General features: G+C 40.0%; 30 protein-coding genes. 20 read left to right on the forward strand and 10 right to left on the reverse strand.

Going from position 1 to position 24,543, the window contains the following annotated elements:
- Positions 1–23: 23 nt before the first annotated feature.
- The 10 genes from ABJF57_RS10240 (at position 24) to ABJF57_RS10285 (ending at position 7,096) form a co-directional block, all read left to right on the forward strand.
- Positions 24–908 carry a DUF58 domain-containing protein gene (locus tag ABJF57_RS10240; protein ID WP_462228661.1) on the forward strand — a complete coding sequence of 295 codons (885 nt, stop codon included), beginning with the start codon at positions 24–26 and terminating at the stop codon, positions 906–908.
- On the forward strand, positions 889–1,791 hold the full coding sequence (locus ABJF57_RS10245) for a hypothetical protein (RefSeq protein ID WP_462228663.1): 903 nt from the start codon (positions 889–891) through the stop codon (positions 1,789–1,791). The genes ABJF57_RS10240 and ABJF57_RS10245 overlap by 20 nt, the downstream gene beginning before the upstream one ends.
- Entirely contained in the window at positions 1,781–2,824 is a 1,044-nt protein-coding gene (locus ABJF57_RS10250) for a vWA domain-containing protein (protein ID WP_462228665.1), read from the forward strand. Before ABJF57_RS10245 ends, ABJF57_RS10250 begins: the two co-directional genes overlap by 11 nt.
- A gap of 56 nt (positions 2,825–2,880) precedes the next feature.
- The gene (locus ABJF57_RS10255; RefSeq protein ID WP_462228668.1) at positions 2,881–3,390 is read left to right on the forward strand and encodes an RNA polymerase sigma factor; all 510 of its coding nucleotides are present in this window, start codon (positions 2,881–2,883) and stop codon (positions 3,388–3,390) included.
- The gene (locus ABJF57_RS10260; protein ID WP_462228670.1) at positions 3,374–3,790 is read left to right on the forward strand and encodes a hypothetical protein; all 417 of its coding nucleotides are present in this window, start codon (positions 3,374–3,376) and stop codon (positions 3,788–3,790) included. Before ABJF57_RS10255 ends, ABJF57_RS10260 begins: the two co-directional genes overlap by 17 nt.
- Before the next feature lie 57 nt (positions 3,791–3,847).
- The gene (locus ABJF57_RS10265; protein ID WP_462228672.1) at positions 3,848–4,369 is read left to right on the forward strand and encodes a DUF4252 domain-containing protein; all 522 of its coding nucleotides are present in this window, start codon (positions 3,848–3,850) and stop codon (positions 4,367–4,369) included.
- Between the two features lie 69 nt (positions 4,370–4,438).
- Positions 4,439–4,930 (forward strand): hypothetical protein, encoded by a 492-nt coding sequence (locus ABJF57_RS10270; protein ID WP_462228674.1) that lies wholly within the window; start codon positions 4,439–4,441, stop codon positions 4,928–4,930.
- A complete protein-coding gene (locus ABJF57_RS10275) occupies positions 4,927–5,820 on the forward strand; it encodes an ABC transporter ATP-binding protein (RefSeq protein ID WP_462228676.1) in 894 nt (297 codons plus the stop codon). Before ABJF57_RS10270 ends, ABJF57_RS10275 begins: the two co-directional genes overlap by 4 nt.
- On the forward strand, positions 5,813–6,652 hold the full coding sequence (locus ABJF57_RS10280; RefSeq protein ID WP_462228678.1) for an ABC transporter permease: 840 nt from the start codon (positions 5,813–5,815) through the stop codon (positions 6,650–6,652). Before ABJF57_RS10275 ends, ABJF57_RS10280 begins: the two co-directional genes overlap by 8 nt.
- 111 nt (positions 6,653–6,763) lie before the next feature.
- Positions 6,764–7,096, forward strand: coding sequence for a hypothetical protein (locus ABJF57_RS10285; protein WP_462228680.1), 333 nt, complete (start codon positions 6,764–6,766; stop codon positions 7,094–7,096).
- A 63-nt stretch (positions 7,097–7,159) separates the two neighbouring features.
- Here ABJF57_RS10285 and ABJF57_RS10290 read toward each other — a convergent pair whose 3' ends face one another.
- Together ABJF57_RS10290 and ABJF57_RS10295 are read right to left on the reverse strand one after the other, a co-directional pair.
- A complete protein-coding gene (locus tag ABJF57_RS10290; protein ID WP_462228682.1) occupies positions 7,160–7,780 on the reverse strand; it encodes a LysE family translocator in 621 nt (206 codons plus the stop codon).
- Positions 7,781–9,334, reverse strand: coding sequence for a GH3 family acyl-acid amido synthetase (locus ABJF57_RS10295; protein WP_462228684.1), 1,554 nt, complete (start codon positions 9,332–9,334; stop codon positions 7,781–7,783).
- A gap of 58 nt (positions 9,335–9,392) precedes the next feature.
- Between ABJF57_RS10295 and ABJF57_RS10300 the strand changes: the two genes are divergently transcribed.
- Complete coding sequence (locus ABJF57_RS10300) at positions 9,393–10,061, forward strand: YggS family pyridoxal phosphate-dependent enzyme (RefSeq protein ID WP_462228686.1); 669 nt, start codon at positions 9,393–9,395, stop codon at positions 10,059–10,061.
- Here the strand turns inward: ABJF57_RS10300 and ABJF57_RS10305 are convergent.
- Complete coding sequence (locus ABJF57_RS10305; RefSeq protein ID WP_462228688.1) at positions 10,058–10,459, reverse strand: DUF1573 domain-containing protein; 402 nt, start codon at positions 10,457–10,459, stop codon at positions 10,058–10,060. The two genes, ABJF57_RS10300 and ABJF57_RS10305, sit on opposite strands and share 4 nt — an antisense overlap.
- Positions 10,460–10,519: 60 nt before the next feature.
- Here ABJF57_RS10305 and ABJF57_RS10310 point away from each other — a divergent pair, with 60 nt between their 5' ends.
- The 5 genes from ABJF57_RS10310 to ABJF57_RS10330 all read left to right on the forward strand — a co-directional run bounded on the left by ABJF57_RS10310 (position 10,520) and on the right by ABJF57_RS10330 (position 13,651).
- Complete coding sequence (locus ABJF57_RS10310; protein ID WP_462228690.1) at positions 10,520–11,011, forward strand: NUDIX domain-containing protein; 492 nt, start codon at positions 10,520–10,522, stop codon at positions 11,009–11,011.
- Positions 11,012–11,083: 72 nt separating this feature from the next.
- The gene (locus ABJF57_RS10315; RefSeq protein WP_462228692.1) at positions 11,084–11,671 is read left to right on the forward strand and encodes a hypothetical protein; all 588 of its coding nucleotides are present in this window, start codon (positions 11,084–11,086) and stop codon (positions 11,669–11,671) included.
- Between the two features lie 5 nt (positions 11,672–11,676).
- Positions 11,677–12,567 carry a DUF3822 family protein gene (locus tag ABJF57_RS10320; protein WP_462228694.1) on the forward strand — a complete coding sequence of 297 codons (891 nt, stop codon included), beginning with the start codon at positions 11,677–11,679 and terminating at the stop codon, positions 12,565–12,567.
- Between the two features lie 18 nt (positions 12,568–12,585).
- Positions 12,586–13,038: a pantetheine-phosphate adenylyltransferase gene (coaD, locus tag ABJF57_RS10325; RefSeq protein ID WP_462228696.1), complete on the forward strand. Its 453-nt coding sequence runs from the start codon at positions 12,586–12,588 to the stop codon at positions 13,036–13,038.
- Positions 13,028–13,651 carry a hypothetical protein gene (locus ABJF57_RS10330; protein WP_462228698.1) on the forward strand — a complete coding sequence of 208 codons (624 nt, stop codon included), beginning with the start codon at positions 13,028–13,030 and terminating at the stop codon, positions 13,649–13,651. Before coaD ends, ABJF57_RS10330 begins: the two co-directional genes overlap by 11 nt.
- Here ABJF57_RS10330 and ABJF57_RS10335 read toward each other — a convergent pair.
- Positions 13,648–14,322 (reverse strand): NUDIX hydrolase, encoded by a 675-nt coding sequence (locus tag ABJF57_RS10335; protein ID WP_462228700.1) that lies wholly within the window; start codon positions 14,320–14,322, stop codon positions 13,648–13,650. The two genes, ABJF57_RS10330 and ABJF57_RS10335, sit on opposite strands and share 4 nt — an antisense overlap.
- 96 nt (positions 14,323–14,418) lie before the next feature.
- On the opposite strand from ABJF57_RS10335, the gene pyrE reads away from it, so the two are divergent.
- The gene (gene pyrE / locus ABJF57_RS10340) at positions 14,419–15,066 is read left to right on the forward strand and encodes an orotate phosphoribosyltransferase (RefSeq protein ID WP_462228702.1); all 648 of its coding nucleotides are present in this window, start codon (positions 14,419–14,421) and stop codon (positions 15,064–15,066) included.
- Here pyrE and ABJF57_RS10345 read toward each other — a convergent pair whose 3' ends face one another.
- The 4 genes from ABJF57_RS10345 to ABJF57_RS10360 all read right to left on the reverse strand — a co-directional run bounded on the left by ABJF57_RS10345 (position 15,067) and on the right by ABJF57_RS10360 (position 18,884).
- Positions 15,067–16,413 (reverse strand): S41 family peptidase, encoded by a 1,347-nt coding sequence (locus ABJF57_RS10345; RefSeq protein ID WP_462228704.1) that lies wholly within the window; start codon positions 16,411–16,413, stop codon positions 15,067–15,069. It abuts the gene before it with no gap.
- A gap of 71 nt (positions 16,414–16,484) precedes the next feature.
- Positions 16,485–17,255, reverse strand: a complete 771-nt coding sequence (locus ABJF57_RS10350) for a TIGR02757 family protein (protein WP_462228706.1) — start codon at positions 17,253–17,255, stop codon at positions 16,485–16,487.
- Positions 17,252–18,277 (reverse strand): LysM peptidoglycan-binding domain-containing protein, encoded by a 1,026-nt coding sequence (locus tag ABJF57_RS10355; protein ID WP_462228708.1) that lies wholly within the window; start codon positions 18,275–18,277, stop codon positions 17,252–17,254. The genes ABJF57_RS10350 and ABJF57_RS10355 overlap by 4 nt, the downstream gene beginning before the upstream one ends.
- Complete coding sequence (locus tag ABJF57_RS10360; RefSeq protein WP_462228710.1) at positions 18,252–18,884, reverse strand: hypothetical protein; 633 nt, start codon at positions 18,882–18,884, stop codon at positions 18,252–18,254. Before ABJF57_RS10360 ends, ABJF57_RS10355 begins: the two co-directional genes overlap by 26 nt.
- Positions 18,885–18,983: 99 nt before the next feature.
- On the opposite strand from ABJF57_RS10360, the gene ABJF57_RS10365 reads away from it, so the two are divergent.
- Genes ABJF57_RS10365 through ABJF57_RS10375 form a run of 3 tightly spaced genes read left to right on the forward strand, consistent with a single transcriptional unit; the run spans position 18,984 to position 21,437 of the window.
- Positions 18,984–20,321, forward strand: a complete 1,338-nt coding sequence (locus ABJF57_RS10365) for an NfeD family protein (RefSeq protein WP_462228712.1) — start codon at positions 18,984–18,986, stop codon at positions 20,319–20,321.
- Positions 20,318–20,494: a hypothetical protein gene (locus tag ABJF57_RS10370; protein ID WP_462228714.1), complete on the forward strand. Its 177-nt coding sequence runs from the start codon at positions 20,318–20,320 to the stop codon at positions 20,492–20,494. Before ABJF57_RS10365 ends, ABJF57_RS10370 begins: the two co-directional genes overlap by 4 nt.
- A complete protein-coding gene (locus ABJF57_RS10375) occupies positions 20,472–21,437 on the forward strand; it encodes a DUF3667 domain-containing protein (RefSeq protein ID WP_462228716.1) in 966 nt (321 codons plus the stop codon). Before ABJF57_RS10370 ends, ABJF57_RS10375 begins: the two co-directional genes overlap by 23 nt.
- Here the strand turns inward: ABJF57_RS10375 and hemL are convergent.
- Both hemL and ABJF57_RS10385 read right to left on the reverse strand, forming a co-directional pair.
- Positions 21,427–22,710, reverse strand: coding sequence for a glutamate-1-semialdehyde 2,1-aminomutase (hemL, locus tag ABJF57_RS10380; protein WP_462228718.1), 1,284 nt, complete (start codon positions 22,708–22,710; stop codon positions 21,427–21,429). The two genes, ABJF57_RS10375 and hemL, sit on opposite strands and share 11 nt — an antisense overlap.
- Positions 22,691–24,535 (reverse strand): hypothetical protein, encoded by a 1,845-nt coding sequence (locus ABJF57_RS10385; protein WP_462228719.1) that lies wholly within the window; start codon positions 24,533–24,535, stop codon positions 22,691–22,693. The genes hemL and ABJF57_RS10385 overlap by 20 nt, the downstream gene beginning before the upstream one ends.
- Positions 24,536–24,543 lie beyond the last annotated feature (8 nt).

Raw genomic sequence — 24,543 nt, forward strand, 5'->3', positions numbered from 1 at the left:
CTTGATAAAGCACAAAACTTGAAATGAAGGAAATCCTTAAAAGGCTCAGACGGTACGAAATACGCATAAGAAAAGCGATTAATTCGCAAATGCAAGGAGACTTCCATTCCATCTTTAAAGGATCCGGTCTGGAATTTGATGACGTACGCCCCTACCAATGGGGGGATGATGTTCGAAACATTGACTGGCGCGTAACCGCCAAAGGACATGGTACATTCATGAAAACATTCATTGAAGAAAAGGAACAGACTGTTTTTTTTCTCTTAGATGTTTCTGCATCACAAGAGATTGGCAAGGACAATCGACAGAAAATTGATCTGGCCAAAGAAATGACGGGCCTTTTAGCTCTTTCAGCAATTCGTGAAGGAAGTAAAGTCGGTCTTTTGTGCTATTCCGATCAGGTAGAAGATTATGTGAAGCCAAGCAAAACAGTTAAACACGCCTATGAAATAATCAATCGCATGTTTACGCTAAAACCAAAATCCAGAAAAACCAATTTGGATGAAGGCATCAAATACACATTAAATCTTCTCAATAAAAAAACAATCGTTTTCATTATATCAGATTTCATTGATGAAAATTTCACGCATTCAATGCGTGGCCTTGCGAGAAAACATGACCTTGTAGTTGTCCATATTTCTGATAAGCGAGAATCTGCTGTCCCACATCTCGGTATCGTTCCACTTTACGAAAAAGAATCGGGTAAAACTGTGTGGTTAAATACCTCTTCAAAAGAATTTAAAAATGCTGTTGAAAAGACACATGGGAAAAACAAAGATTCGCTGGAAAACTTTTGTAAGCGAAATGATGTCAACTATGTTTCCATTGGTACTGAGGACGATTATGTACCTAAACTAATCAAACTATTTAGACACAGAAACAGAAGCAATGCAAGAAGGACGAAGTAAAAATTGGTTAGCGCTAATTGCTTTTGTGTGCTCAGTAAACTTAAGCGCACAAGAGGTTGCTGTGAGAGGTGGATTTCTAGAGGATAGTCTGGTTATTGGCCAAAATGTGAATTTTTGGATATCTGCAACTTACCCACCTTCTCAAGAGATGGTATTTCCGGATAGCCTTTATGCTTTCACTCCATTCGAAATAAGTGGAAAAAAGTTTTTTCCAACCGAAATCAGAAACAATCTGGCCTACGATAGTACCATTTATACACTACAATCATTCGAGATTGACAAGGTTCAGTATCTAAAACTACCAGCCACGATACTTACGGGTGGTGATTCCACCATCATCGAAACTTCGCTGGACTCCATATTTTTGACAGAATTGGCTCCTGTGGTTACTGATACTACCACACTAAAAACAAACCTGGACTATCAACTGGTGGATACTGAATTCAACTATCCACTGATGTATTACATATTAGGAGGGGTGATCATTTTGACCATCGTGCTCCTTCTCATTTTTGGTAAACGAATCATTAAATGGTTCAAGTTGAGAAGGCTACGTGGACAATATGAACAATTCTCTGAGGTATTCAGCGGATACATCAAAAGACTGAGCGTTGATCCTGATCCAGATTTGGCTGAAAAAGCGCTGGTACTCTGGAAAAGGTATCAACAGCGATTAGACAAAATTCCTTTTTCTGTATTTACAACAAAGGAAATCCTGCGTCAAGATTTCACTCAAGAATTGGAGGAACCTTTAAAATCTGTGGATCGCGTGGTGTATGGAAAACGAGTGCAGGAAAACGTGTTCCAGGACTTTCAACAAATTGAAGACTTCACACAGCATCGTTATGCTAAGAAAATAGAGGAAATCAAAGATGGAAAATAAGACAGCTAGCTGGTTTTCATTTGAATGGTTTAGCCCTTCAAAATTTCAAAGTTTCGATTGGGCCAATCCGCTATGGTTCTATGCAATGTTGGCCATACCATTGATTTTCATTCTGCGATGGCTCATCATCAATCAGTTTAGTCAGAAGCTGCCCGTAGCCTTGACAAAAAAAGATTTAAAAAGTGATCCTATCACTTACCTCAGATTCATTCCCCCGGTCTTTTTTGTTCTCAGCTTGTTACTCATTATGACCAGCTTGGCACGCCCTCAAACGACCAACGAACAAATAGAGCAGTGGAGTGAAGGAATCGACATAGTGCTGAATATTGACATTTCAGAGTCTATGCAGATCATGGATTTTCTACCAAACAGATTAGAAGCTGCAAAAGAGGTAGCAAGAAATTTTGTTGCTGGAAGGTTTCAAGATCGCATTGGGTTGGTGATTTTTTCCGGAGATGCATTGCCCTCCTGTCCGTTAACAACCGACTATGGTTTGCTTTACGAGTTGATTGAGGACATTGATTTTGATAAGATTGAAAGTAGAGGAACAGCCATTGGAAATGCGGTCACCTCTGGAATCAACTTTCTGCGTGAGTCCGAATCGGAATCAAAAGTCATGATTTTACTGAGTGATGGGGACAATACTGCCGGTAATGTCGATCCCATCACTGCCGCAAATTTGGCCAATGCTTACAACATCAAAATGTATGTGATTGCCATCGGGAAAGATGGGAAAGTTCCTTTCGGGACAGACTTTTTTGGCAGGCCTAGGTTGGTGGAAAATACCTTTGACGAATCTACCCTCCGTGAAATTGCCAAAATTGGAAATGGTAAGTTCTATCGAGTTTCAGACAAAGAAGCCTTGGTACAGGTTTTTGATGAGATTGATCGACTTGAAAAAGCAGAAATCAAAGAAACCCGCTACAAAGATACGAATGACTTTTACTATGTTTATCTCAAGTGGGCAGCCGTATTCTTATTGCTCTGGCTCCTGTCCAAGTCCACATTTGTAACAAATGTGCTGACTGACTAATAAATAGTTTAAACTAATCTGTAACTTTTCATTCAGCCGCTACATCATCTAGCTGAATGTCACAAAACCTATACCATAAGCACATACTCCCAGCCTCTGACGGCATGTATCGGTACGCGTTATCGATTGTACATGAACCAGAGACTGCAAGAGATGTTGTACAGGACTGCCTCACGAAAATTTGGAGTATTCGTAAGGACCTGGACAAAGTAGAAAAAGTCAACGCGTGGGCTTTTCGCATTGTCCGAAACAGATGCATCGAAATCTTGCGAAGAAATCGGTATGCAGACCTGGACGAAAAAGTGGTAAATATGAGATATTCAAGTTCGGTTGAAGAGCAAGCCATCACTGACGACTTCATGTCATTGATGAAAGAAGTGCTCAAGAAGCTACCGGCCAAGCAGCAGGAGGTTTTCCATCTTCGCGAGGTGGAAGACATGAGCTATCAGGATATAGCTGAAACATGCGGAATCAGTGAAAGTGATGTAAAAGTCAATATTCACAGAGCCCGAAAAAAAGTGAAAGAAGCCATGCAAAAAATAGACGCATATGGGATCGCAAATTGATAAGCTACTGGAAAAGTACTGGAATGGTGAGACCAGTCTGGAAGAAGAGAAAGTGATAAAATCACATTTCAAATCTAATCCGGCTCTCAACAATGAAAGTCACTACTTCCGATTTCTAACAAAGCAGAAGTCGCAGAAGTATGAAGGATCAAAAGTGACCAGCAGAAAAAAAGCTTGGCTGTCTGCGGCAGCAACTATTACGATTGGTGTGGTAACAGCAGCGTTGGTATTCAATGATGCAAAGAAAGATCCATTCGCAATAGATGATCCCGAGAAAGCATTCCAAGCTACACGTGACGCTTTAATGATGATAGGATCTGAGTTAAATCAGGGACAGAACCATACAATGGAGCTTACGAAGATCAATAAAGCCAAAGAAGAACTACAGGAAGAGTCCTAAAGTCCTTCTAATGAAGAAAACCAAAACCTCGATTTTAAGACCTTAAAAAATAAAACGATGAAAAAGATTGTATTAATAGTAATGATTTTATCCATAGCCGGAACGGCGTTTAGCCAAGAAGTGGTTAGCAAATACATGGATAAGTATGAAGGTGATGAAACATTCACAAAAGTTTCAGTTAGCAGCAAAATGTTCTCGCTGTTTGCAGAAATGGAAGGCAATGAAGATGATGAAAAGTTATTTTACGACATCACCAGCAAACTCAAAGGCATGAAAGTAGTGGCAAGTGAGAAAGTCTCTAATCCAAAATCATTGTATGATGGTGCTGTTGCTGATGTAGACAAGGCTGGGTTTGAAGAACTAATGACTGTAAGAGACGCCGAAGAAAATGTAAAAATATCCATCCGTGAAAAGGGTGGAATAATTGAAGAATTGATTCTTGTTGCAGGAGGCAAAGAGAAATTCGCAATGGTAAGTCTATATGGAGAAATTGATCTAAAGCAAATCTCCAAACTGGCTAGCCTTATGCGAATCAATCAACTGCAATATTTAGAAAACATTGATACTTCAAAAGATTAAAATAAGTTAGTTGACCTTGGGCAGGCATAAGTTTCTCTTGTGCTTGCTCATTTACTAAAAAATCGCTTAATGAAGAAATACCTACTGTCTGTTCTATTCGCACTATTTATTTTAACCTCCGTTGCTCAAGAATCGATCATCAAGGATTTTGCTGAGCCTCGCAGACCCACCAGGTGGATGAATCCCATCTGCATGTATCCAAGCACTCTTCGAATGATCAACCTCTCTCAGGATCCGAGCTTCAATGAAATGGTTAATGATATTGAAAAGGTATTGATCTATACCCTGGATTCTGCAACTGCGGTTTCTAAAAGTTACAAGGATATGCTACAAGCATACGAAAAAGAGGGGTTTGAAGAGTACATCACAGTGCTGGGACTTCAAGAAATGCGGATCATTGGAAAAGAAGAAGAGTATGTGGGTATTGCAGCTGCTGAAGGGAATCTGATTGCTTTTTACTTGCGTGGCAACATCCCATTCGGAAAAATACCTACCCTGCTTCAGAGTTTCCAAAAATCGGATATGTTACCATTACTCACTGACCAATTCAACTTCAAATGAGCGTATTAAAGATTAATAAACTCACTAAGAAATTTGGTAAGCTTACAGCCGTAAGCCAGCTAGATTTAACCATAGAACAAGGACAGGTCTATGGAATACTTGGACCAAATGGCAGTGGCAAAACTACCACCTTGGGGATGATACTCGAGGTAGTGGCTCCTACCAGTGGTGGCTTTGAATGGTTTGATGGAGTAAATAATGTCGGGGCAAGACAGAAGATCGGCTCCATATTAGAAACTCCTTGTTTTTACAGTTACTTGACTGCCAAACAAAACCTAAGAATAGTTGCTCACATCAAAAAATGTGGCACCAACAAAATAGATGACATTCTAAAGCAAGTCAATCTCTATGAAAGAAGAAATGACAAGTTCAAAGCTTTTAGTTTAGGAATGATGCAACGCCTATCATTAGCTGCTGCACTCCTATCAGATCCACCCGTATTAATGTTGGATGAGCCTACAAACGGCTTAGATCCAGAAGGAATTGCAGAAGTAAGACAGCTCATCCGGGATATTGCCGCTCAAGGCAAAACCATCATTATGGCGAGTCATCTACTCGATGAAGTTCAGAAAGTATGCACTGATTTTTGCATCCTAAGAAAGGGTGTAAAGCTTCACGAAGGTTCCGTCCATGATATATTGGGCGAAACAAATGCCGTTGAAATTTCAGCTTCGGATTTGGACCTGCTCTCCGGAACCATTGAAAAGTACTCAGGCTTAGAAAAAGTAGAGAATCGGAACGGATCCCTTATTGCTTACCTGGCTGAGGGACAATCCTCAGCAGATTTAAACAAATTTTGCTTCGACCAGGGGGTTTTATTGAAAAAACTGGTTCCACAATCCAAATCACTCGAACAGGAATTCTTAAAAATCTTAAAGGAAAATGATTAGAGCTTTTACACTTGAATGGTTAAAACTAAAGCACTACAGGGTTTTCTGGATTCTGTTTGGTCTCTATTTAATTTCACAGCTGATAATCACCAATGGAGGCATGTTCTTTTTGGAGTGGCTCAAGAGCAAAGGGGCAGATTTTGATGGAATTGATCCCACAATAATTCCCATCTACGATTTTCCAGACATTTGGCAAAACTCGGTATGGCTAGCCTCTTTTGTTAAAGTACTCATTTCCTTTATTGTCATAGTCTCGGTTAATAATGAGCTATCATACAATACACTTAGACAAAACATCATAGATGGCATTAGCAAGCGTGAATTCTTGCTATCCAAGCTATCACTAATCCTTTTTTTGGCAGGAGTTTGCACACTCGTACTTTTTGTGTCAGGCTTGCTGGCTGGTTTAATGTACTCGCACGTAACCGACTTAAAATACATTTTTACAGACCTTGAATTCCTATTGGCTTATTTCCTACAGCTTGTTGTCTTCTGCCTCTTCGCATTCAGCTTAGCAATGGTGATCAAAAAGGCAGGTTTTGCAATAGTTATTACGATGCTTTACAGTCTTGTTTTTGAACCCATTGTGACTTCCATTTTAGAGTTTGCACCCGTTGTAAGGGATTACACAGCCAGCTTCGTGAAATTCTTCCCCATCTATTCCATCGAAAAGCTCTGTGGCAAAGTTTACGAAAGTCCATTTGCACGCTATTTATTTCAGGAAATAAAAGATCACATATTCTGGTATGAATGGTTGATTGCCGTTGGTTGGGGTGCACTTTTCATGCTCTTCATCACCTGGTTTCTCAATAAAAGAGACTTGAAGGCCTAAACGACATATTTCCGCTTTTCAACTAGTATTTAAGACTACTTAACTAAAACTCTGATACGAAATCAGGGTTTTTTTCGTTTTTTGTGTTGTATAGAATAAAGAAAAGCAGCTATGATAAAATTTGTGTCAATTCTCCTCTCGGTTTTTTCTTTCAATTTCGTTGTTTCCTACAGCAGTATAAAACAGCCCTCAGATGTTGCCATTGAATTCAGCAAAAAGGCAGTGAGTGTGGAAAGCGGCCAACCTGTATTCACCAAAGGAACCAAAGTCTGGTTGTCAAATCCAAGAAAGCAAGAAATCAAGATTTACCTCAACGAGGAAGTAAAAGAAATCAATGGTGTAAAAGTCGATTTATCAAAAATCACAAATCTGAATGAAGGGACTTACACTTTAGTAGTAAATACCAAATCTGAAGAAAAAGTATTTGGTTTTACTATTCAGTAAAAGCTAAAAAATTAGGTTAGGTTTTTAAGATTGAAACGTGTTCCAGCTCCGGAGCACGTTTTTTTATGCGTAGTTATTCAGGAGAAAATATAGTATCTGAAAAGTGAACAACACAAGGATAATGGCCACTGTCCTATTCATGTTTCGGACAAACCTGACAGTTATTAGATGCTTCAATCTGTGGGCAACAAAGGCCTTAGCCACATCCATGCTAAAAATGGTAATGAGCATACCTCCAAAAAATTGAACCTGCTGACTAAATCCATACTCAAAGTTGATCGCAATAGCACTTACCCAGGTCGCCCATGATACTATAATAAAAGGGTTCAACCCATTCAACAACAGTCCTTTTGCAAACTGCTTAGCATAGTTGGAGTCATTTAATAGAGCCTTCTCGTTTTCGATTTTAGGGGTCTTAAACCATGAATACAACCCATAAGCGCCAAGCATAATAGCTCCAAAAATCCCCATCCAAAACTTGAAATCATCCGTTTCTAGCGCCTTAGTCATTCCAAAAAGGACAACCACTACATAAAAAACATCACTAATAGAAATACCAACAGCGAGGAAGATAGCTTTCTTCAAACCTTGCTGAATACTTGTTTGGATGAGAGCAAAAAATGCCGGTCCAATGGCAAAAAGGAAGATTAGGCCGAAAATCAGACCATTAATGATTGGGGGCATCTAGCTAACTTCTCTATTTAGTTCGTTTAGAAAATTTCTCCAAAGTTGGGCTTTTTCTTTCTTAAGTACACGAGGAAATTTATTTTGACTTCCCACCTTACCTTGAGACTCCATCCACTGATAAAAGGTCTTGGTAGATAAAGTGCTCAATCGAACCTCTTTCAATGCCGAACCGCGCTCTACTTTATAGTCGTCATTTAAGGTCTTTAAGTGATGATCTATTCTTTCCCCCAATTGATTTTCGTCTACTTCATCATCTGTACCTATGTACCAGTGATGCGCAAACAAACTATCAGATCTGTCTCCCAGCAATGTAAACTCTCTGACATCAATTTTCAGTTCTTCCTCAACCAGCTCTATTGCTTTATTCATATTATCCAAACTGAGGTGTTCACCACACAAACTCATGAAAAGTTTTGTGCGTCCAGTGATTACGATCTCATTCTCATCCACGGACGTGAATTTTATCACATCCCCTATCATATACCTCCATGCACCAGCATTTGTGGTAATCAGCAGTGCGTATTCCTTATTCTCCTCAATCTCATCTATTTTCAACGTTTTAGCACCATCTTTCAATTTGCCATCAACATCAAAATTAGCCTCTATGAATGGGACAAATTCGTAGAAAATCCCATTGTTGAGTACCAAACGCATGGATCGTTTGTTGGGATATGCCTGAAAAGCAATGAATCCTTCAGAAGCAAGGTACGTCTCCATATAAGTCAAGGGACGACTGAGAAGTTTTTCAAACCCTCGTTTGTAGGGCTCAAAAGAAACTCCGCCATGAACAAAAATCTGAAGATTAGGCCAGATATCATGGATTGTATTCAACTGGTATTTCTCTATTACCCTCTCCATTAGAATTTGAAGCCAGGCTGGAACGCCAACAATGATTCCAATATCCCAATCCGGTGCTTTCTTTACAATCTCCTCTAATTTCGAATGCCAATCTTCCGTCTTAGCGATTTTCTTTCCTGGTTTATAGAAATGCTGAAACCAAAAAGGAATTTGTGCGGCTGTAATACCACTTAAATCTCCCTCAAAGTAGTGTCCGCTCTTTTTAAGATTTGTACTTCCTCCCAGCATTAAAATTCCTTTCGAAAATAATGATGCCGGCAGGTCATATTTACTCATCGTCAGAATCTGCCTCATTGAAGTCTTTCTAATGGACTTAACCATCTCACGAGTGATTGGAATATATTTCGAAGAAGCTCCAGAAGTTCCAGAGCTTAAGGCAAAATATTTAATTTTTCCTGGCCAGCAGATATCCCTTTGGCCAGCTTTAGCTAAGTGCCACCAATCTTCATAGATCTTATCATAGTCGTGTATGGGCACATTTGCTGTGAAGCTTTTGTAAAACTCATCCTTTCCTTTTTTGAATGAGTTAAGGATTGCATTAAATGAATGAAATTGACCAAACTTCGTGGACTGACATTGAATAAGTAAATTTCTCAACTCCTGCTTCTGCAAATCAAGTGGGGAAGTATAGAGTTGCTCTAAACTTTCTCGCAACATGATTCCCTTCTTGAGTAATGTCCCTAAAATTGCCATTCAATCAATTGAAACTTATTCTTGAGTTTTCAAATTAAGAGATGTAAAAGAGACAATAATGAGCGAAATATCAAGTCAACTAAAAGATTTAAAGGAAACTTTACCAGAAAACTGCACTTTGGTTGCGGTTAGCAAAACCAAGCCTCATTCAGCTATTCTAGAGGCCTATGAGACCGGTCACCTGGATTTTGGTGAGAATAAAGTTCAGGAGTTGACGCAGAAGGCAGATCAACTTCCAAAAGATATTCGCTGGCACATGATTGGTCACCTCCAGCGAAACAAAGTCAAGTATATCGCACCGTTTGTCCATCTGATACACGGAGTGGATTCTCTCAAACTATTAAGAGAAATTGATAAGCAAGGCAAAAAGGCAGAACGTGTGATTGATTGCCTACTGCAGGTTCACATAGCGGAAGAAGAAACCAAATTTGGCCTAGATAAGCAGGAGCTGAATGAAATACTTCATGGAGAAGAGCTAACCAAACTGTCCAATGTGCGCATCGTAGGCCTGATGGGTATGGCAACCAATACCAATGATGAGGCTCAGGTGAGAAAAGAATTTAATGGACTGAACCTACTTTTTGAAGAAAAAAAGCATTCTGATCATGACAATGTAAAAATCAATACACTCTCCATGGGAATGAGCAGCGATTATCCAATCGCTATTCAAGAGGGAAGTAGCATGATCAGAATAGGAAGCGCCATTTTTGGCGCAAGGAATCATTAATTGTTTGGATCAGCAGCCATTACATTCGTCACAATCTTCACACGCTCTGGGTTATTTACAGCGTTTGACATTACCGTAATCACCTTATTCTGCATTCCCATTTTTCCTGAACTATTGAATACAACCTTCAATTTGCCTGTTTTTCCCGGAGCTATTGCTTCTCTTGGCCACTCTGGGGCAGTACAACCGCAGGTGGTCCGTACATCTGATAAAATTAATGGTTCATTGCCGCTGTTTTCGAAAGTGAAAACATGCTCAACCTTCTCTCCTTGTGTAATTTCACCAAAATCGAATGATTTCTCCGTAAACGAAATCTTAGGACCTGTCATGGGTTCCTCTTCTTGTGCAGTAGCAAAAAACGATAAACCTACTAAAAGCAAAGACGCTAAATATTTCATATCTAATTTTATTTTATTGTAGTTTCTTTCGAATTCAAAGTTAACGAACATCCGTTTCAAATGTTAAACAAAAATCGAGCAGAAAATCCATTTGAAGGCAAAATACGAGTGCGAGCAGTCGGTATTTTAATGGAAAATGATAAAACCCTACTCCTGAGGCACGAAAATCTGGGATCTGCAGGTCATCTGTGGTCACCTCCTGGTGGTGGTGTAGAATTCGGTAAAACAGTAGCAGAAACATTAAAAAGGGAGTTTTTAGAGGAAACCAATCTTGAAGTTGAGGTGGGAGAATACTTATTCACCAATGAATTCATAGGAAACCCTTACCATGCCATCGAGTTGTTTTTCGAGGTAAAACGCATCTCAGGAACCCTCAGACTAGGATCAGATCCTGAATTGGCGCCAAACGCACAAATCTTAACAGAGGCAAAGTTTTTTTCGATGGAAGAAATTTCCCTGTTACAAAAAGGCACCATTCATAATATTTTTAATACCACTGGCACAGCAGATAAAATTACCGATCTTAGGGGTTTGTTTACTTTTAAGCATTAATAGTTCTAGTGCTTCAAGAATCACTATTAAATATTTATAATTGCAAAAACCTAGCGAAAAAGAAATTTAGCAATGAGTAAAACGAAGATTGTTTCTGTGGTCATGCTCGTAGTGTGGGTGTCACTGGCCTTTTTTTTAGTATATAGTATCAAATCGTCCATTGAGGAAGCGAAGCGAATTGAAAACGCAGAAGCCAGAATCATTGAACAACTGAAAATGATCCGTGAAGCGGAAATCGCCTACATGACTGTGAATGGACAGTACACAAGTGATTGGGATAAACTTCTCTCCTTTATCGATTCAGGTAATTTTTACCTGGTTGAACGAAGCGAAACGATTATTCCTCAACCGTATGGAAAAGATAGTATCTATGTTGAAATAGACACATTGGGTACTAGATCTGTAATTGACTCACTATTTGGGAATAATAAGTGGCCAAGATTTGATTTAACATCTCTGCCTTATGTTCCAGGCACACAGGTAAAGTTTGACGTTTGGGCAGACAAAATCCTGAAAGCTGGACTTTTGGTAAATGCGATTGAAGTGAAGAACCCTAGACCGGTAGATCCAAGCAGAGATGAAGATAGCGAATACAACACCAGAAAGCCGTTGAGATTTGGATCACGAACAAGCGTGACTACAGCGGGTAACTGGGAATAAATATTTTGATTGCACAAGACACATCGACCTATAAGCTGATTAAGCGAGTAAAGGATACCAAGTTTACCATTGATGAACTTGACCATTACTCGCTTATCATGCAGGTTGGGATTTACGATTTGCAGTTTGCTGTCGTAGACTCTCAAGATAATGTGGTCATGGGTCTTGAAGACTACCGCCTCGAAGGAATTAAAACCGTGAATGGCCGACTCAGGCTCATCAAGGAAATTCTTGACAATCATGAATATTTGACAGCCGGATTTTGGAAAGATGTGAAGCTATGTCTCAAGTCGCACAAGTTTTCACTTGTTCCAGCCAACATGTTTGTTCAGGAAGCTGCAGCAGACTACCTGGCTTTAAATAGCGAAATCAAAACAGCATTTGAAGAGGTTAATTATTACAAGCAAATAGCAACTGATTCGGTCAATGTATTTGCTGCCGAAACAAAGCTGTGCAGATGGATTGAATCCATATACAAGAAAAAAAAGGTACACATTATCCATCAAGGAAGTGCGCTTATTGAAGGATTCATGAAGCATGCTGATCACATTGATCAAAAAAGCATGTACGCCTTCGTTGACAGAGGAATTCTTCATTTAGTAGCAACCGAAGGCAAGAAACTTCTATACTACAATCAGTTTGCAGCTCGCAAAAAAGAAGATTACCTCAAGTACATCATGCTGGTTTTCAATGAGCTCAAAATGAACGGTAAGGAAAGTCATGTATTCATTTGGGGCTTCATAAAGCCAAGTTCTGCGGAAATGACCCTTCTAAAGAAGTACATCCGAAATATTTCTTTCGGCTCTAAGCCGTCATTCTTGAAGTTTAGCTACCTCTACGATGAAGTAGAAGATCACCAATACTTTGATGTATTGAGTGGGTATCTTTGTGTTTAATCACAATAACCTGTAGCTATGAAAACAGCCATTTTTCCTGGTTCATTTGACCCTTTTACGAAAGGTCATTTTGATATAGTAATGAGAAGTTTGGATCTATTTGATCGTGTAATTATTGCTATAGGACATAATAGTACAAAGAATAAACGGTACTTCGAATTGGATTGGATGGTCGGTAAGATCAGAGAGGCTTTTGCTGATGAAAGGAGAGTTGAAATAGAAGTATACGACGAACTCACTGCCTTTTTAGCAAAAAAATATGATGCTAAATATTTGATTCGAGGATTGCGAAATACGACCGATTTTGAATATGAGAATAGCATTTCTCAAATCAACCGCTCATTGAATAGTGACCTGGAAACAATCTTCCTGATTACCTCGCCTGAACTTGCCCCAATAAGCTCAAGCATAATTCGCGAAGTTCACCGTTATGGTGGAGATGTTAATCCATTTCTACCCTATGAAGTATAACCTATTTGCACTATTTCTGATAGCGACTTCCTTATCTCTCCCATCGAGTGTCTTTTGTCAAAACTTTGAAGGCAGCTTATCCTATCGTAGCTATAGTGTTTTGGAAAGTGGAGATACAATAGCATCGTCCACAATGAATTATTGGATCAAGGAACATCTTTTCAAGTACGCTGGATACGTAGTAAAGGCACCGCTACTTGACTTAGGAACCCTTTATGCTGATGCCAACAAGATGATTCGAACCAATATCAATCATTCTGGTAAAGTTGATAAAATCCCTATATCGCAAGAGCCGAATCTATTAACATTGGAAATTAAAGCAATAGATGAATACGAAGATATTCTTGATTATAAGTGCCAGTTGTGGAAATTGATAGATATCCGAACAGATAGTACCATTTCAACCATTTGGGTAACCAAAGAGATTAGAAATTCCAATTATGATCAGTTTGTAAAACTCTTTAACTACCAAAGTACCCTCTTTCCCTGCACGGGAATTAATGGATGGATACTCAAAAGGGAAGACTATCGTAGGGAAGGTGAAATTTTTGTTTCTGAAGCTACAGAAGTGAAAGAAGTGGAATTAAATATTGCAGAAATGGTGGCTTACTAAGCCTCTCCAATCTTTTTAGTGTATTCCTGCATTACATATCGGATGGAACGATATGAATCATGCAAAGCCTTGCGCACTTCCTCTAACCCCATCCATTCAACTTTTTTAATTCCTTCTTCTTTTTGAGGTGACATTTTCCGATCGTCAACACACCGCATCGCATACCAGTGAGTTTTCTTGAGAATATATTTTTTCTTGTTCGTGTATGTATGCCATACAGCATCAACCTTCCAGTCAATCTGAACTTTAACGCCTGTTTCTTCTTCTACTTCCCGAACTGCGCATTCTTCAATTGTCTCCCCCTTATCCAACTTACCTTTGGGTATATCCCATACCTTGCGCCTATAAATCATTAAAAGTTTTCCTTTCTTTTCCACAACTCCTCCGGCTGCTTCTACGACCTTGAATTTGCCCTTCAAATAATTAATTAAATCCCTCTTCTCTCGTGAAGAGATAAAAATCGAATGAACCTTCTTCAATTTCTTATCTGTCATCAGTCTAAGTAAACTATCTATCTGATCAAAGGAAGCATTCATGATGAGTACGTCATCTGCTAGCACCTCAGGCACAATATCCTCAAACTCACGCACGACTAAACCATAGGCACGATTCATGTTTATCTTTTTCTCTGAGAGTATGTAGACAGGGATATCGTTAATAAAAATCTTCATCGATGGGTTTGAACTAGCAATTAAGTGATAAAATAAAAATCAAACAAGGCATACATATTATTGATGAGTAATACTTGCGTTTTATTTTTGCATTCAATGAGCATCAAAATCTACAATCCCAAACTTGCCGCTGAAGTAGCCGCAGATTTATTAAAAATTGAAGCAATTAAGCTAAGCCCGAAAGATCCCTTCACATGGGCCTCTGGCTGGAAATCTCCCATCTATTGCGATAATAGGCTGAGTCTTTCCTATCCGGACGTACGTTCTAAGATCAAAACAGCACTGGGACTGGCGATTTCAAATTCATTCAATGGAATCGATGTGATTGCAGGAGTGGCTACCGCAGGAATCCCTCAGGGGGCTTTGGTGGCTGAAGAACTGGGGCTGCCTTTTATATACGTACGGTCAAAATCAAAAGGACATGGTCTCCAAAACATGATCGAAGGCAGGATTGAAAAGGGTCAACGAGTGCTTTTAGTAGAGGATCTAGTCTCTACAGGTGGTAGCTCTCTGGCGGCTGCAGACGCATTGGTAGAAGCAGGGGCTGACGTTGTAGGCATGGTTGCAATTTTCACCTACGGCTTCCCTGTCTCAGAAAACAATTTTAAGGAGAAAGGCGTGGACCTAGTCGTACTCAGCGACTACAACCACCTTCTGGAGCATGCCCAGGATGAGCGCATGTTTGAAAATGACGTCCTAAAGACACTTAAGGAATGGCGAGATGATCCTGCAAACTGGGGTTAACTACTTTGAATCTATAAGAGATTTTGCTTTTTCCAAGACTGCATCTACACCGGAGACGTATTCCTCCCAACTTGTAAAAACAGGGTAGTCGGGAATAACTCCTCTTCCCATATATGCATGACCTACGTTGGCCGTTGTATACATCCACATGGGAATGCTTACGGAAATCTTTGAATTCGGTAAAATGATTGATTTGGACCTACCACTGGTATTTCCATCATACCCTCCGCCGGTCTCTTCCCCTAAAAAGGTAGCCCAACCATGATGATGGAGAACAGTCGCTACATCTGCACAGGTGGAGAAACTAAATCCATCAATCAAAACGTAAACATCCCCATTAAATCTATCTTTCTGAGGCTGCCAGACAGAAAGACCTTCATGACTAGTCATAAAATAGGTGTTTCCTACTTTGGTCGATCTTCCGGGATAGTTTTCCGTCACCTGAATGTTATCAAAATATCCATATGAATCCTTCGCCAGGTACGAAACCAATAAGGCTCCATAATTGTCCCTACCTCCTCCATTTCCGCGGAGGTCAAGGATTAAATTGGCAGTCTCTTTATTTTTTAATTCTTTAAAGCTGGTTTTTAAAAATTTCTTATAGTCATATCCATCTCGCTGGAGCGACTGAGAGCCAAAAGTTTTTATCCGCATGTAGGCAAAATCCCCAGAATATTCAAGGGACAGTAAATCACCTTTGTATTGCTTTCGAATTCCTTCAATCTGATCATTAGGAACACCACCAACAGTAAACACTGTTTCTTCATCAAGCTCATTTTTTACCTTTAGTTCGTAAGACCTAGCTGTTGGGTCTACATACAATTGATAATATCCATCAAACAGTAATTCTGCCATCCGAAGTTTACCAGTTTCTATGAATCCATCTGAAGGAATGTAATTGCCTATTTTCTTCTTTATATCCTGAATTGAAACTCCATTGATTGAGATGATTTCCTGGCCCGACTGAAGTTGACTGTCCAACGTTTTATCAATAAATACCTTTTCTCCTATTAACTTGACCGTCAAAGGCATAAAGACTTGATTTAACTCAATATCTCGACCCATCCGATCCGACATTTGCGCGCGGGTGTGACCACATCCAATCTTACCAAGTAAGAATTTTACATTTGCATAGAGTCCCAAGTCACTCATTCCACCATTCGCGATAGCTTTTTCAAAAGCGTCAGCCATTTCCATTTTCGAAGTGTATCTATAAAATCCTGGATGATAAGTTTCTAGTTGAGATTGGAGGTAAGTCAAATCTTCTTTTACCTCATGAGCTGGGTACTGACCTTCGCCAGCCAAGCAAGACATAAAAAACAGTGTTAGCGTAATCAATTTAGCCATAATGTTCATACGATTCTCCAGTAGCTTCAGGTTGAAATAATGAAGGTTGGATCATATGTTATGCCAAAGGCTCAAAACTTCTCCTCCACTCCCAGTCCGAATAGGGCAAAATCATATTTGACAGGATCATTGTGGTCTAACTTCCTTAGGTTCTCAGTAAGTTCAATGGCTGTTTGCCAATCCGTTTGTTTGCGCCGTATTAAACCAAGTTTTCTTGCTACCCGATCCACATGAAGATCACATGGGCAAATCAGTTGGTGAGGGCTCATGGTCTTCCAAATCCCGAAATCTACTCCTGCCTCGTCCTTTCGAACCATCCAACGTAAAAACATATTGATACGCTTACAGGCTGACTTTCTTGATGGATTAGGAATGTGCTTGTAGGTTCTTTCAGGATGATCTGGCAAGGAAAAAAATAGATTAAAAAAATTGGTTAAACGCGCTTCCATATGGGCGTCCGCATCTAAGCTGCCAACAAAAGCTTCTTCGAGCGACTCATGCTGCCGATAAAACCACCGGAAGAAATGGACAAAATAAAGTGCGTCTACACTATTGAACGTACGATGTTTAAAATCTAAAAAAGACTTCAAATCCTTCTCCGAGTGAGTGAGCACAAATTCATGTGGTGCATGATCCATCAGCGTTAAGAATTCACGGCTCTTGTTGATGATGGTTTTCCGTTGACCCCAGGCAAATACGGCCGCCATGAGTCCAGCAATTTCTATGTCCTGTTTTTTTGTGTATTCATGGGGAATACTTACTGGATCATTTGTGATAAAATCCGCTCGATTATACTCTTTGACCTTTGCATCAAGGAAAGACTTAAGCTCTTCTCTATTCACTGCTTGTTGTAGGAAACTTCTACTCGAGACTTTGAATCAAGAATGCCCAGCTGATCGAAGGCAGGTTGAGACAATCTAAGCAACAAATTTTTGTTTAAGCCCGTGTTTGGAAGTCGTCCTACTACTTTCACATGCACAATTTGATTATTCATCAAATTCCGTACTTCTAGGTTTGTGCCTATAGGTAGGCTGCGATGGAGAGCTAAGTAGCGTGAAGTTTTCATCGATTGTATCACAGAAGCTACACCCTCCTCATACAATCGCTCAAAACCATTCTCATCAATCTGTGAACGAACTCTCTTCTTCGGTTCGTTGATTGCTGTGGCTTCCACTTCATCAGAAGGTTTATAGAATAGTTTCTGTCCAATTTTTAAACGGTCTGACACTAAAGCATTCCAAATTTTCAAGCTATCAATGCTCACACCAATCTTTCCCGCGATAGTAGAAAGGGTCTCACCTGTTTGAACTAAATATCGATCAAAATCAGCGAAGGGATCCACTTCTTCAACTTGGCTACTATCCTCTTCCATTAAGGCAGCAGAATCATAAAGGCTATTTTCTTCTATGGGTATCGAGATTTTGGCCTCTGCGCTTAGTTTCAGAGGCATACCGGGGGAAATATTATTATCCGCCAAATCATTCCACTTACGCAACTCTTTCAACTTCAGGTCATACTTTTTGGAAATACTGTAAAGCGTTTCTCCAACCTCAACATAGTGTATTTCCATATCCGCAACTCCTACTGAATGATTCTGAGTCACCTCCTCGGTTTTTTCACCTTCTATTAAAACATAGATAATTTGGCCAATCTCGATACGATTGTCTACTATTTCATTGTGTTCTACGATACCAGCAACGGAACCACTGTATCGTTTTGCAATCGAATAGATCGTCTCCTCCTCCTCAACTTCATGCACAACAAACATACCTTGCTCACGCCTTTCAGCACGGATGCTATCCATGGGACTGGCATAAGTTAAGAAGATCATCATCAGACTACTCAGTGTACACACAAACCTCATTTTGATCTTTTATAAATATTAAATAGTCTTTAAAAACAAAAAATGAGCCAGGTGAGAATCCCTTCATTCTGCTGTCCTGACAAAGCCTCCACTCCTTCTCCTCATTCTTCAGCAAAAGAAGGTGTCTTTCAAATTCATTATCAGAACGAAGATAGTAGCTGATTATGATTTTTTCCTTCCATTCCAAATATTCGCATGAGAGGGGTAAATCCAACGACAAAAACTTTGCTACCGTTTTATGATAATCTGATCCATGCTCATAGATAGCTGGATGAAGAGCAGAATTGCTCAAAGAAGACATGGTTTCCACCGCTTTCATTTCTTTACTTGACCAATCTAAAGCAGAATGTTTCTGCGTATTCGGATTATGGTGATCTATGTATTCTACGAAATACAGTTTGCCATCTGCCGCACCTAAAAGCTGTGTCCATCTCGAATGCTCTACCTTCACCTCCTCATAAATCATCGAAGAAAGATCTAGTTGGACAAGCTCTATGGTTTCATTCCCTTTCCGAACATCTAAGTACAACTTGCCTGAAGCTTCATCTATAGCAGAATTCCAAATATGATCTCCAAGGACAACATGCTTGATAGATTCTGGCATCATAGATAAAAATATTTAACGATGGTTCAATTTTAGAATAACTTTAGACCAACAAGAGGAGTTTCAAAGTTGGAGCTTTTGTGCGGACTTTAGCAATCGAATATGAGAAATTTATTTACGCTTTTTAGTGTAATTCTTACCTTGAGCCTATTTGGTCAGGAAAGAGAAAAACCCTTGGTTCTTCACTTTAAAATCAGTGATGTAATAGATCCTAGAACCAACAGATACTCTGAGCTTGCACTCGAAAAGGCTCAGGAAATTGATGCCGACTATGTGATTTTGGAACTTGACACATATGGAGGTGCTTTGAATGATGCTGATGATATCCGTACGCGAATTCTAAACTTCGATCGTCCCATCTACACATTCATTAATAAAGACGCTGCTTCCGCCGGAGCACTAATTTCGATTGCCTGCGATAGCATTTACATGGCAAAAGGTTCAAGTATTGGAGCAGCTACAGTCGTCACACAAGACGGAGCTGCTGCACCGGACAAATATCAATCTTACATGAGATCTATTATGAGATCTACAGCTGAGGCCAAAGGGCGCAACCCTCGCATGGCAGAAGCAATGGTTGATGAAGATATTGACTTAGATAGCATCGCAACTGAAGGAAAAATTTTAACCCTCTCTACATCAGAAGCCATCAAGTTTGGTTTTTGTGAGGCCGAAGTGAATAATATAGACGAAATTATGATACGCTCAGGTATTGAGGATTATGATTTACAGGAATACAAACTTGGAGCCACAGAAAAAATCATTGCTCTTTTTTTAAACCCTTTTGTCAGTGGAATTCTAATCTTAATCATTATTGGTGGAATATATTTTGAGCTTCAAACACCCGGTGTAGGTTTCCCCATTTTAGCCTCTTTGGTGGCCATTATTCTCTATTTTGTACCCAATTACCTGAATGGACTCGCCGAGAATTGGGAAATAATATTATTTGCGGTTGGGATCATTCTTATCGCATTGGAAGTATTCGTAATACCCGGATTTGGTGTCGCAGGAATTCTCGGCCTAATATGCACCATAGGTTCGCTTGTTTTAGTCATGCTCAATAATGACATGTTTGATTTTTCCTTTGTAGGAGGCGATGAGATTTTCATTTCATTTGCAACCGTAATCGCAGGGCTTCTAGGTGCAATAGTCGTCATGTTTTTCGGTGGAGCACGACTACTCAATAGTAATGTTTTCAGACGAATTGCACTGCAAGATGTGCAGGATAAAGAGCAGGGCTTCACCTCTACTTTTTATAAAGAGAAATCCATGGTTGGTCTTAAAGGGAAGGCATATACTCGCTTAAGACCAAGCGGTAAAATTGAAGTGGAGGGAGCCATATATGACGCGTATACCAGGGGCAACTTCATTGATGAAGGGGTAGATGTAGAGGTAATATCCGATGAAGGTACAAGCTTGAAAGTAAAAGAAGCTCAATGAAATTATTCCCTACATTAATCTGGGTTTTCACCATCCTGGCTTTTGTCTTTCTTTTCTTCTCGCTGAGAACAGAAACCAATCAAATCCTTTATAGTTTTATCGCTTTAGGATTATGGGCTGTCGCATTTTTACTCAACAAGTTTAAACCCGGTGAAAAAGAGAAGGAAACATAAGTCTTGCCTCAACTGCGGTGAGCTACTCAATCAAAAGCATAATTATTGTCCAAATTGCGGACAGGAAAACACCGACCATCAGATAAGCCTCGGCCTATTATTGAGAGAAGTCACCTCAAATTTCTTGTCGCTTGACTCACGATTTGCTCACACAATTAAGCCTTTCCTGTTCAAACCGGGAAAGATCACAAACTCTTTCATTGATGGAAAACGGGTATACTATGCCAATCCAATCCGTTGGTACATCGTAATCAGCATTTTTCACTTTTTCTTCATGGCCAAGATGTTTGAGCCGACAGTTAAGGAAAAAAAGCAGCGTGGATTCAGTACTGAATTGGAATTGTCTGAAGCTAAATACGACAGTATTTACAACTTGCCCGACTCAGTGCATACTGGATGGCCACTTTCTAATCCAAGACAAAAATTGGTAAATCATCTCATAGAGACCACCAATTTGGATGCTGAAGGTATTGTGGATTCGCTGAGCTTAAATACGGGCACCTGGGCAAATGATTTTGTCATTAACAGATTCGTGAAAATTAGTCAGGAAACAACTGCTTCTTTAAATGATTACTTGATGAGGCAAATTCCCCTAATCATATTTTTCATTCTTCCAGTCTATGCCTTTCTTCTAAAGTTGTTTTTCTGGAGAAAAGGGCTTTACATCAAGCACCTCATACACTCGATACACCTCCATTCTTTTCTGTTTTTCATTTTAGGCTGGACGTGGATTCTGGCGCTGGTTATTGAAGGTTTTGAAGACTATGGAGGGCCGATTTGCATGATTCTCACGTTCATTTATGCCGTCATTAGCTTTCGCAATGTGTACGGAATAAAAATTGGGTGGAGTATTTTTAGAGCTACGATGCTCGGATTTATCTACACGTACTTTGTCTTGCTTGTTCTAGTGATCGGCGTACTCATATCCCTCGCTATGATTTAAGAAAACTATCAAATGAAGAGACAATCTTCTTAACCTCCTCGTCTCCAATGCTATTCGAAACAAACAGTGTCTCAAATTGAGATGGAGCTAGGTATACTCCGTGTTCCAACATGTGGCGAAAGTATCTACCGAATTGCTCGGTATCGCATGTTTTTGCAGAGTCAAAATCGTTTACTTTTTGCTCCGTGAAGAACAGACTAAACATACTTCCGATTTGATTCATTGAGTAGTTGAGTTTGTGCTTCTTCAAAGCTTTCTCGTACCCGCTCACGATCTTCTTGGTAGTCTGCTCAATACTTTCATATACTTCTGAATGCTCATTGAGGTAACTCAGTTGTGCATATCCAGCTGCCATAGCTACAGGGTTTCCTGATAAAGTTCCAGCTTGATAGACCGGTCCCTGAGGTGAGACAAAATCCATTACGTCTTTTCGACCTCCATAGGCTCCCACTGGCATTCCTGCTCCGATAATTTTTCCGAGTGTAGTTAGATCAGGTTTTACATTGTAAACCTCCTGGGCTCCACCTTTGGCCAAACGAAAACCAGTCATGACTTCATCAAAAATCAATAAGATATCATCTTCATTGCACGCTTCTCGAAGACCTTCCAGAAAGCCTCGCTCAGGTAGCACACACCCCATATTCCCTGCTACTGGTTCTACAATAATTGCGGCAACCTCTCCCTTGTTGGCCGCCAAAACCTCTTTTACTTTTTCAATGTTGTTAAAAGGTGCCAAAAGTGTGTCCTTAGCTGTTCCTTTCGTTACTCCCGGGCTATCGGGCTCGCCCATTGTCATCGCACCACTGCCCGCGGCAATGAGGAAGGAATCGCCATGCCCATGGTAGCAACCTTCAAACTTCAGTACCTTATCACGCTTTGTGAATCCTCTAGCCAATCGAATGGCTGACATGGTAGCCTCTGTTCCTGAATTCACCATTCGCACTTTTTCAATAGAAGGTACCATCTCAGTAATTAGCTCCGCCAATTCAACCTCCATCCTGCTAGGTGCTCCAAAGGAAGGTGAGCCGATCACGGCTTTGAAAATAGCTTCTTCAATTTGCTTATTGGCATGCCCCAGAATCATTGGCCCCCAGCTGTTAATTAAGTCAACGTAGGAGTTTCCATCCTCATCATACATGTAGGCTCCTTCTGCCTTTACAAAAAAAATGGGGTCACCCCCCACTGCCTTAAACGCACGAACTGGAGAGTTTACGCCCCCAGGTATATAGTCTTTAGCTCGATCAAAAAGTTCTTTACTTGTCGATATCTTCATTTGCTTGGTCAGCTTCTTGTTTTATGTTCTGATTTCTTAATCTCAGATTTTTTAATTGAGTGATGGGCACCAATTGGTTGTCCTTATAAGGGCCATACCTTAAACCTTCCATGATGTGTCCTGATTTTACTTCACCATCTAAAAATCCTCTTTGAAAATACTTGCCATGTTCTTTCATCAATTGTCCCAGATGCCAAACCAGTTCATAGCCATAGACATGATACTCACTGGGCGTTTTTCCGAAATGCTGAATGAATTTCTGCTCTATGCGATTATATTCATCGCCCTCTACATCATAGTATGATGGGCTTAGAAAGTCTACTTGCAGTCGTTCCAACTGTGCATAGGAAAGAAGTGAAAAATTTAACCAGTCTTTGTAACCTATGATTCCGATGCTATCGCTGCGGACCTCAACAGTGCTGATGAAATTGTTAGCCAACAGATTACTAGAAGTAGCGGCGAAAACGTGACCTATACTGTCAGGGGCAACGGTGAATTTCACTTCATAGGATTCAACAACATCTTCTCCATTTCTATCCCGTACAATTTTTCCTGAATCTTCCTCTCTCAAACTCCTTGTCCTCACAAATCTTCCCGGTATTAAAGCAATAGAATCAATTTCCTCTTGTGAGTACATCGTATCAAGCCTTACTTCATATTGTTCGGTAAAGTCAATTTGAATTTGTTGAGCACTTTCATTTGTCAGGCGTTCGAAACGAACCACCAAAAAACTATCTCTTTCAATTGTTTCTTTGTAAGCATTGGCGATGATGCTGTCTCTATCAGTTTCATAGAAAATGAAGAGGTTTTTATTCTCTGTGAACTTACGAGCAGCATATTTAGCCGCTTCCCTTCCCTGTGTAGAATAGGCCGGTTTAAACAGGTATGAGTAAGGGTTATCTCCTACAATCCCTTCATTGGAAGAAACAGGATTTATCATCGTAATTTTGTTCTCTTTCGAGAATTGAGAAATGTATTTTGATGGGCCTGAGTAAAGGGGGCCTATGATTGCATCTGCTTTCTCAAGTTTTCCATCTTTGATCAGATCATAAGTAACCGATCCCTTCTTCTGCGTGTCAAACGGAAAAAGATTCAATTTTATTTGTTGACTTTCCAGTTCTTCTTGAGCCAAAGTCATCCCTTGATAAAGATCAAAAATGATCGAATTTCTAATCACCGTTTGCGGATTTTCGAGTGATTCATACATGAATGGAAGCACCAGAGCCACCGCGTATTGATCCTTCTTCACTAACGGTAAGTTTTCATCTGGAACCATTGAAAAATCAAACTTTTCAGCCAACTCCATGAGCAGAAACTGATCACGCTCATCATATGGTTGATTTTGGATTGCCTTCGCGTAGTACGTGCCTATGTAACTGTTATTGGCATTGAGCGCATACGCTGAGTCCAGCCCAGATAATGTCATCTTGCCTAGAAAGGTATCTATGAGGTAATTCCTCCATGTTTCGGGCAGTTCTTCGGCTTGACGGAATGCCTGCCAAAGTTTGCCTTGACTAAATGATAGATGTGTCAGCCAATAATCTACTTCTTGTTGCTTATTCCAATCCGGGTACTTGGTTTGGATCTGCTTAAGCATATTTTCAGCAACCCTTTCCTGTCCCAATTTCAACGCAGATAGTGCATAGTAAAAAGAAGCGTATTCTGCGAATAGGTTGTCATCGCTTAAATTTCTAAATGCTTGCTTGGCTTCTGCGTAGTTTCCAATCCCAAATTGACGCTTGGCTTCCAGATACTCTCCCTGACTCGACTGAGCAGAAATGGTAAGAACAGAAATAAGTAAAAAACTAAAGATGAGCGTTCTCACAGTTGGTT

Origin of the sequence: Ekhidna sp., from assembly GCF_039940915.1 — a bacterium.
In the GTDB taxonomy this organism is placed as follows: domain Bacteria; phylum Bacteroidota; class Bacteroidia; order Cytophagales; family Cyclobacteriaceae; genus Ekhidna.

Excerpts from the sequence above, each read along its gene's own strand:
- ABJF57_RS10275 (WP_462228676.1), top strand. The coding sequence starts at position 4,927 with ATGAGCGTATTAAAGATTAATAAACTCACTAAGAAATTTGGTAAGCTT.
- ABJF57_RS10240 (WP_462228661.1), top strand. The coding sequence starts at position 24 with ATGAAGGAAATCCTTAAAAGGCTCAGACGGTACGAAATACGCATAAGA.
- ABJF57_RS10265 (WP_462228672.1), top strand. The coding sequence starts at position 3,848 with ATGAAAAAGATTGTATTAATAGTAATGATTTTATCCATAGCCGGAACG.
- ABJF57_RS10290 (WP_462228682.1), bottom strand. The coding sequence starts at position 7,780 with ATGCCCCCAATCATTAATGGTCTGATTTTCGGCCTAATCTTCCTTTTT.
- ABJF57_RS10250 (WP_462228665.1), top strand. The coding sequence starts at position 1,781 with ATGGAAAATAAGACAGCTAGCTGGTTTTCATTTGAATGGTTTAGCCCT.
- ABJF57_RS10300 (WP_462228686.1), top strand. The coding sequence starts at position 9,393 with ATGAGCGAAATATCAAGTCAACTAAAAGATTTAAAGGAAACTTTACCA.
- ABJF57_RS10345 (WP_462228704.1), bottom strand. The coding sequence starts at position 16,413 with ATGGCTAAATTGATTACGCTAACACTGTTTTTTATGTCTTGCTTGGCT.
- ABJF57_RS10365 (WP_462228712.1), top strand. The coding sequence starts at position 18,984 with ATGAGAAATTTATTTACGCTTTTTAGTGTAATTCTTACCTTGAGCCTA.
- hemL (WP_462228718.1), bottom strand. The coding sequence starts at position 22,710 with ATGAAGATATCGACAAGTAAAGAACTTTTTGATCGAGCTAAAGACTAT.
- ABJF57_RS10285 (WP_462228680.1), top strand. The coding sequence starts at position 6,764 with ATGATAAAATTTGTGTCAATTCTCCTCTCGGTTTTTTCTTTCAATTTC.
- ABJF57_RS10315 (WP_462228692.1), top strand. The coding sequence starts at position 11,084 with ATGAGTAAAACGAAGATTGTTTCTGTGGTCATGCTCGTAGTGTGGGTG.
- ABJF57_RS10255 (WP_462228668.1), top strand. The coding sequence starts at position 2,881 with ATGTCACAAAACCTATACCATAAGCACATACTCCCAGCCTCTGACGGC.
- ABJF57_RS10260 (WP_462228670.1), top strand. The coding sequence starts at position 3,374 with ATGGGATCGCAAATTGATAAGCTACTGGAAAAGTACTGGAATGGTGAG.
- ABJF57_RS10245 (WP_462228663.1), top strand. The coding sequence starts at position 889 with ATGCAAGAAGGACGAAGTAAAAATTGGTTAGCGCTAATTGCTTTTGTG.
- ABJF57_RS10310 (WP_462228690.1), top strand. The coding sequence starts at position 10,520 with ATGTTAAACAAAAATCGAGCAGAAAATCCATTTGAAGGCAAAATACGA.
- ABJF57_RS10280 (WP_462228678.1), top strand. The coding sequence starts at position 5,813 with ATGATTAGAGCTTTTACACTTGAATGGTTAAAACTAAAGCACTACAGG.
- pyrE (WP_462228702.1), top strand. The coding sequence starts at position 14,419 with ATGAGCATCAAAATCTACAATCCCAAACTTGCCGCTGAAGTAGCCGCA.
- ABJF57_RS10295 (WP_462228684.1), bottom strand. The coding sequence starts at position 9,334 with ATGGCAATTTTAGGGACATTACTCAAGAAGGGAATCATGTTGCGAGAA.
- coaD (WP_462228696.1), top strand. The coding sequence starts at position 12,586 with ATGAAAACAGCCATTTTTCCTGGTTCATTTGACCCTTTTACGAAAGGT.
- ABJF57_RS10335 (WP_462228700.1), bottom strand. The coding sequence starts at position 14,322 with ATGAAGATTTTTATTAACGATATCCCTGTCTACATACTCTCAGAGAAA.
- ABJF57_RS10355 (WP_462228708.1), bottom strand. The coding sequence starts at position 18,277 with ATGAGGTTTGTGTGTACACTGAGTAGTCTGATGATGATCTTCTTAACT.
- ABJF57_RS10360 (WP_462228710.1), bottom strand. The coding sequence starts at position 18,884 with ATGATGCCAGAATCTATCAAGCATGTTGTCCTTGGAGATCATATTTGG.
- ABJF57_RS10270 (WP_462228674.1), top strand. The coding sequence starts at position 4,439 with ATGAAGAAATACCTACTGTCTGTTCTATTCGCACTATTTATTTTAACC.
- ABJF57_RS10370 (WP_462228714.1), top strand. The coding sequence starts at position 20,318 with ATGAAATTATTCCCTACATTAATCTGGGTTTTCACCATCCTGGCTTTT.
- ABJF57_RS10330 (WP_462228698.1), top strand. The coding sequence starts at position 13,028 with ATGAAGTATAACCTATTTGCACTATTTCTGATAGCGACTTCCTTATCT.
- ABJF57_RS10305 (WP_462228688.1), bottom strand. The coding sequence starts at position 10,459 with ATGAAATATTTAGCGTCTTTGCTTTTAGTAGGTTTATCGTTTTTTGCT.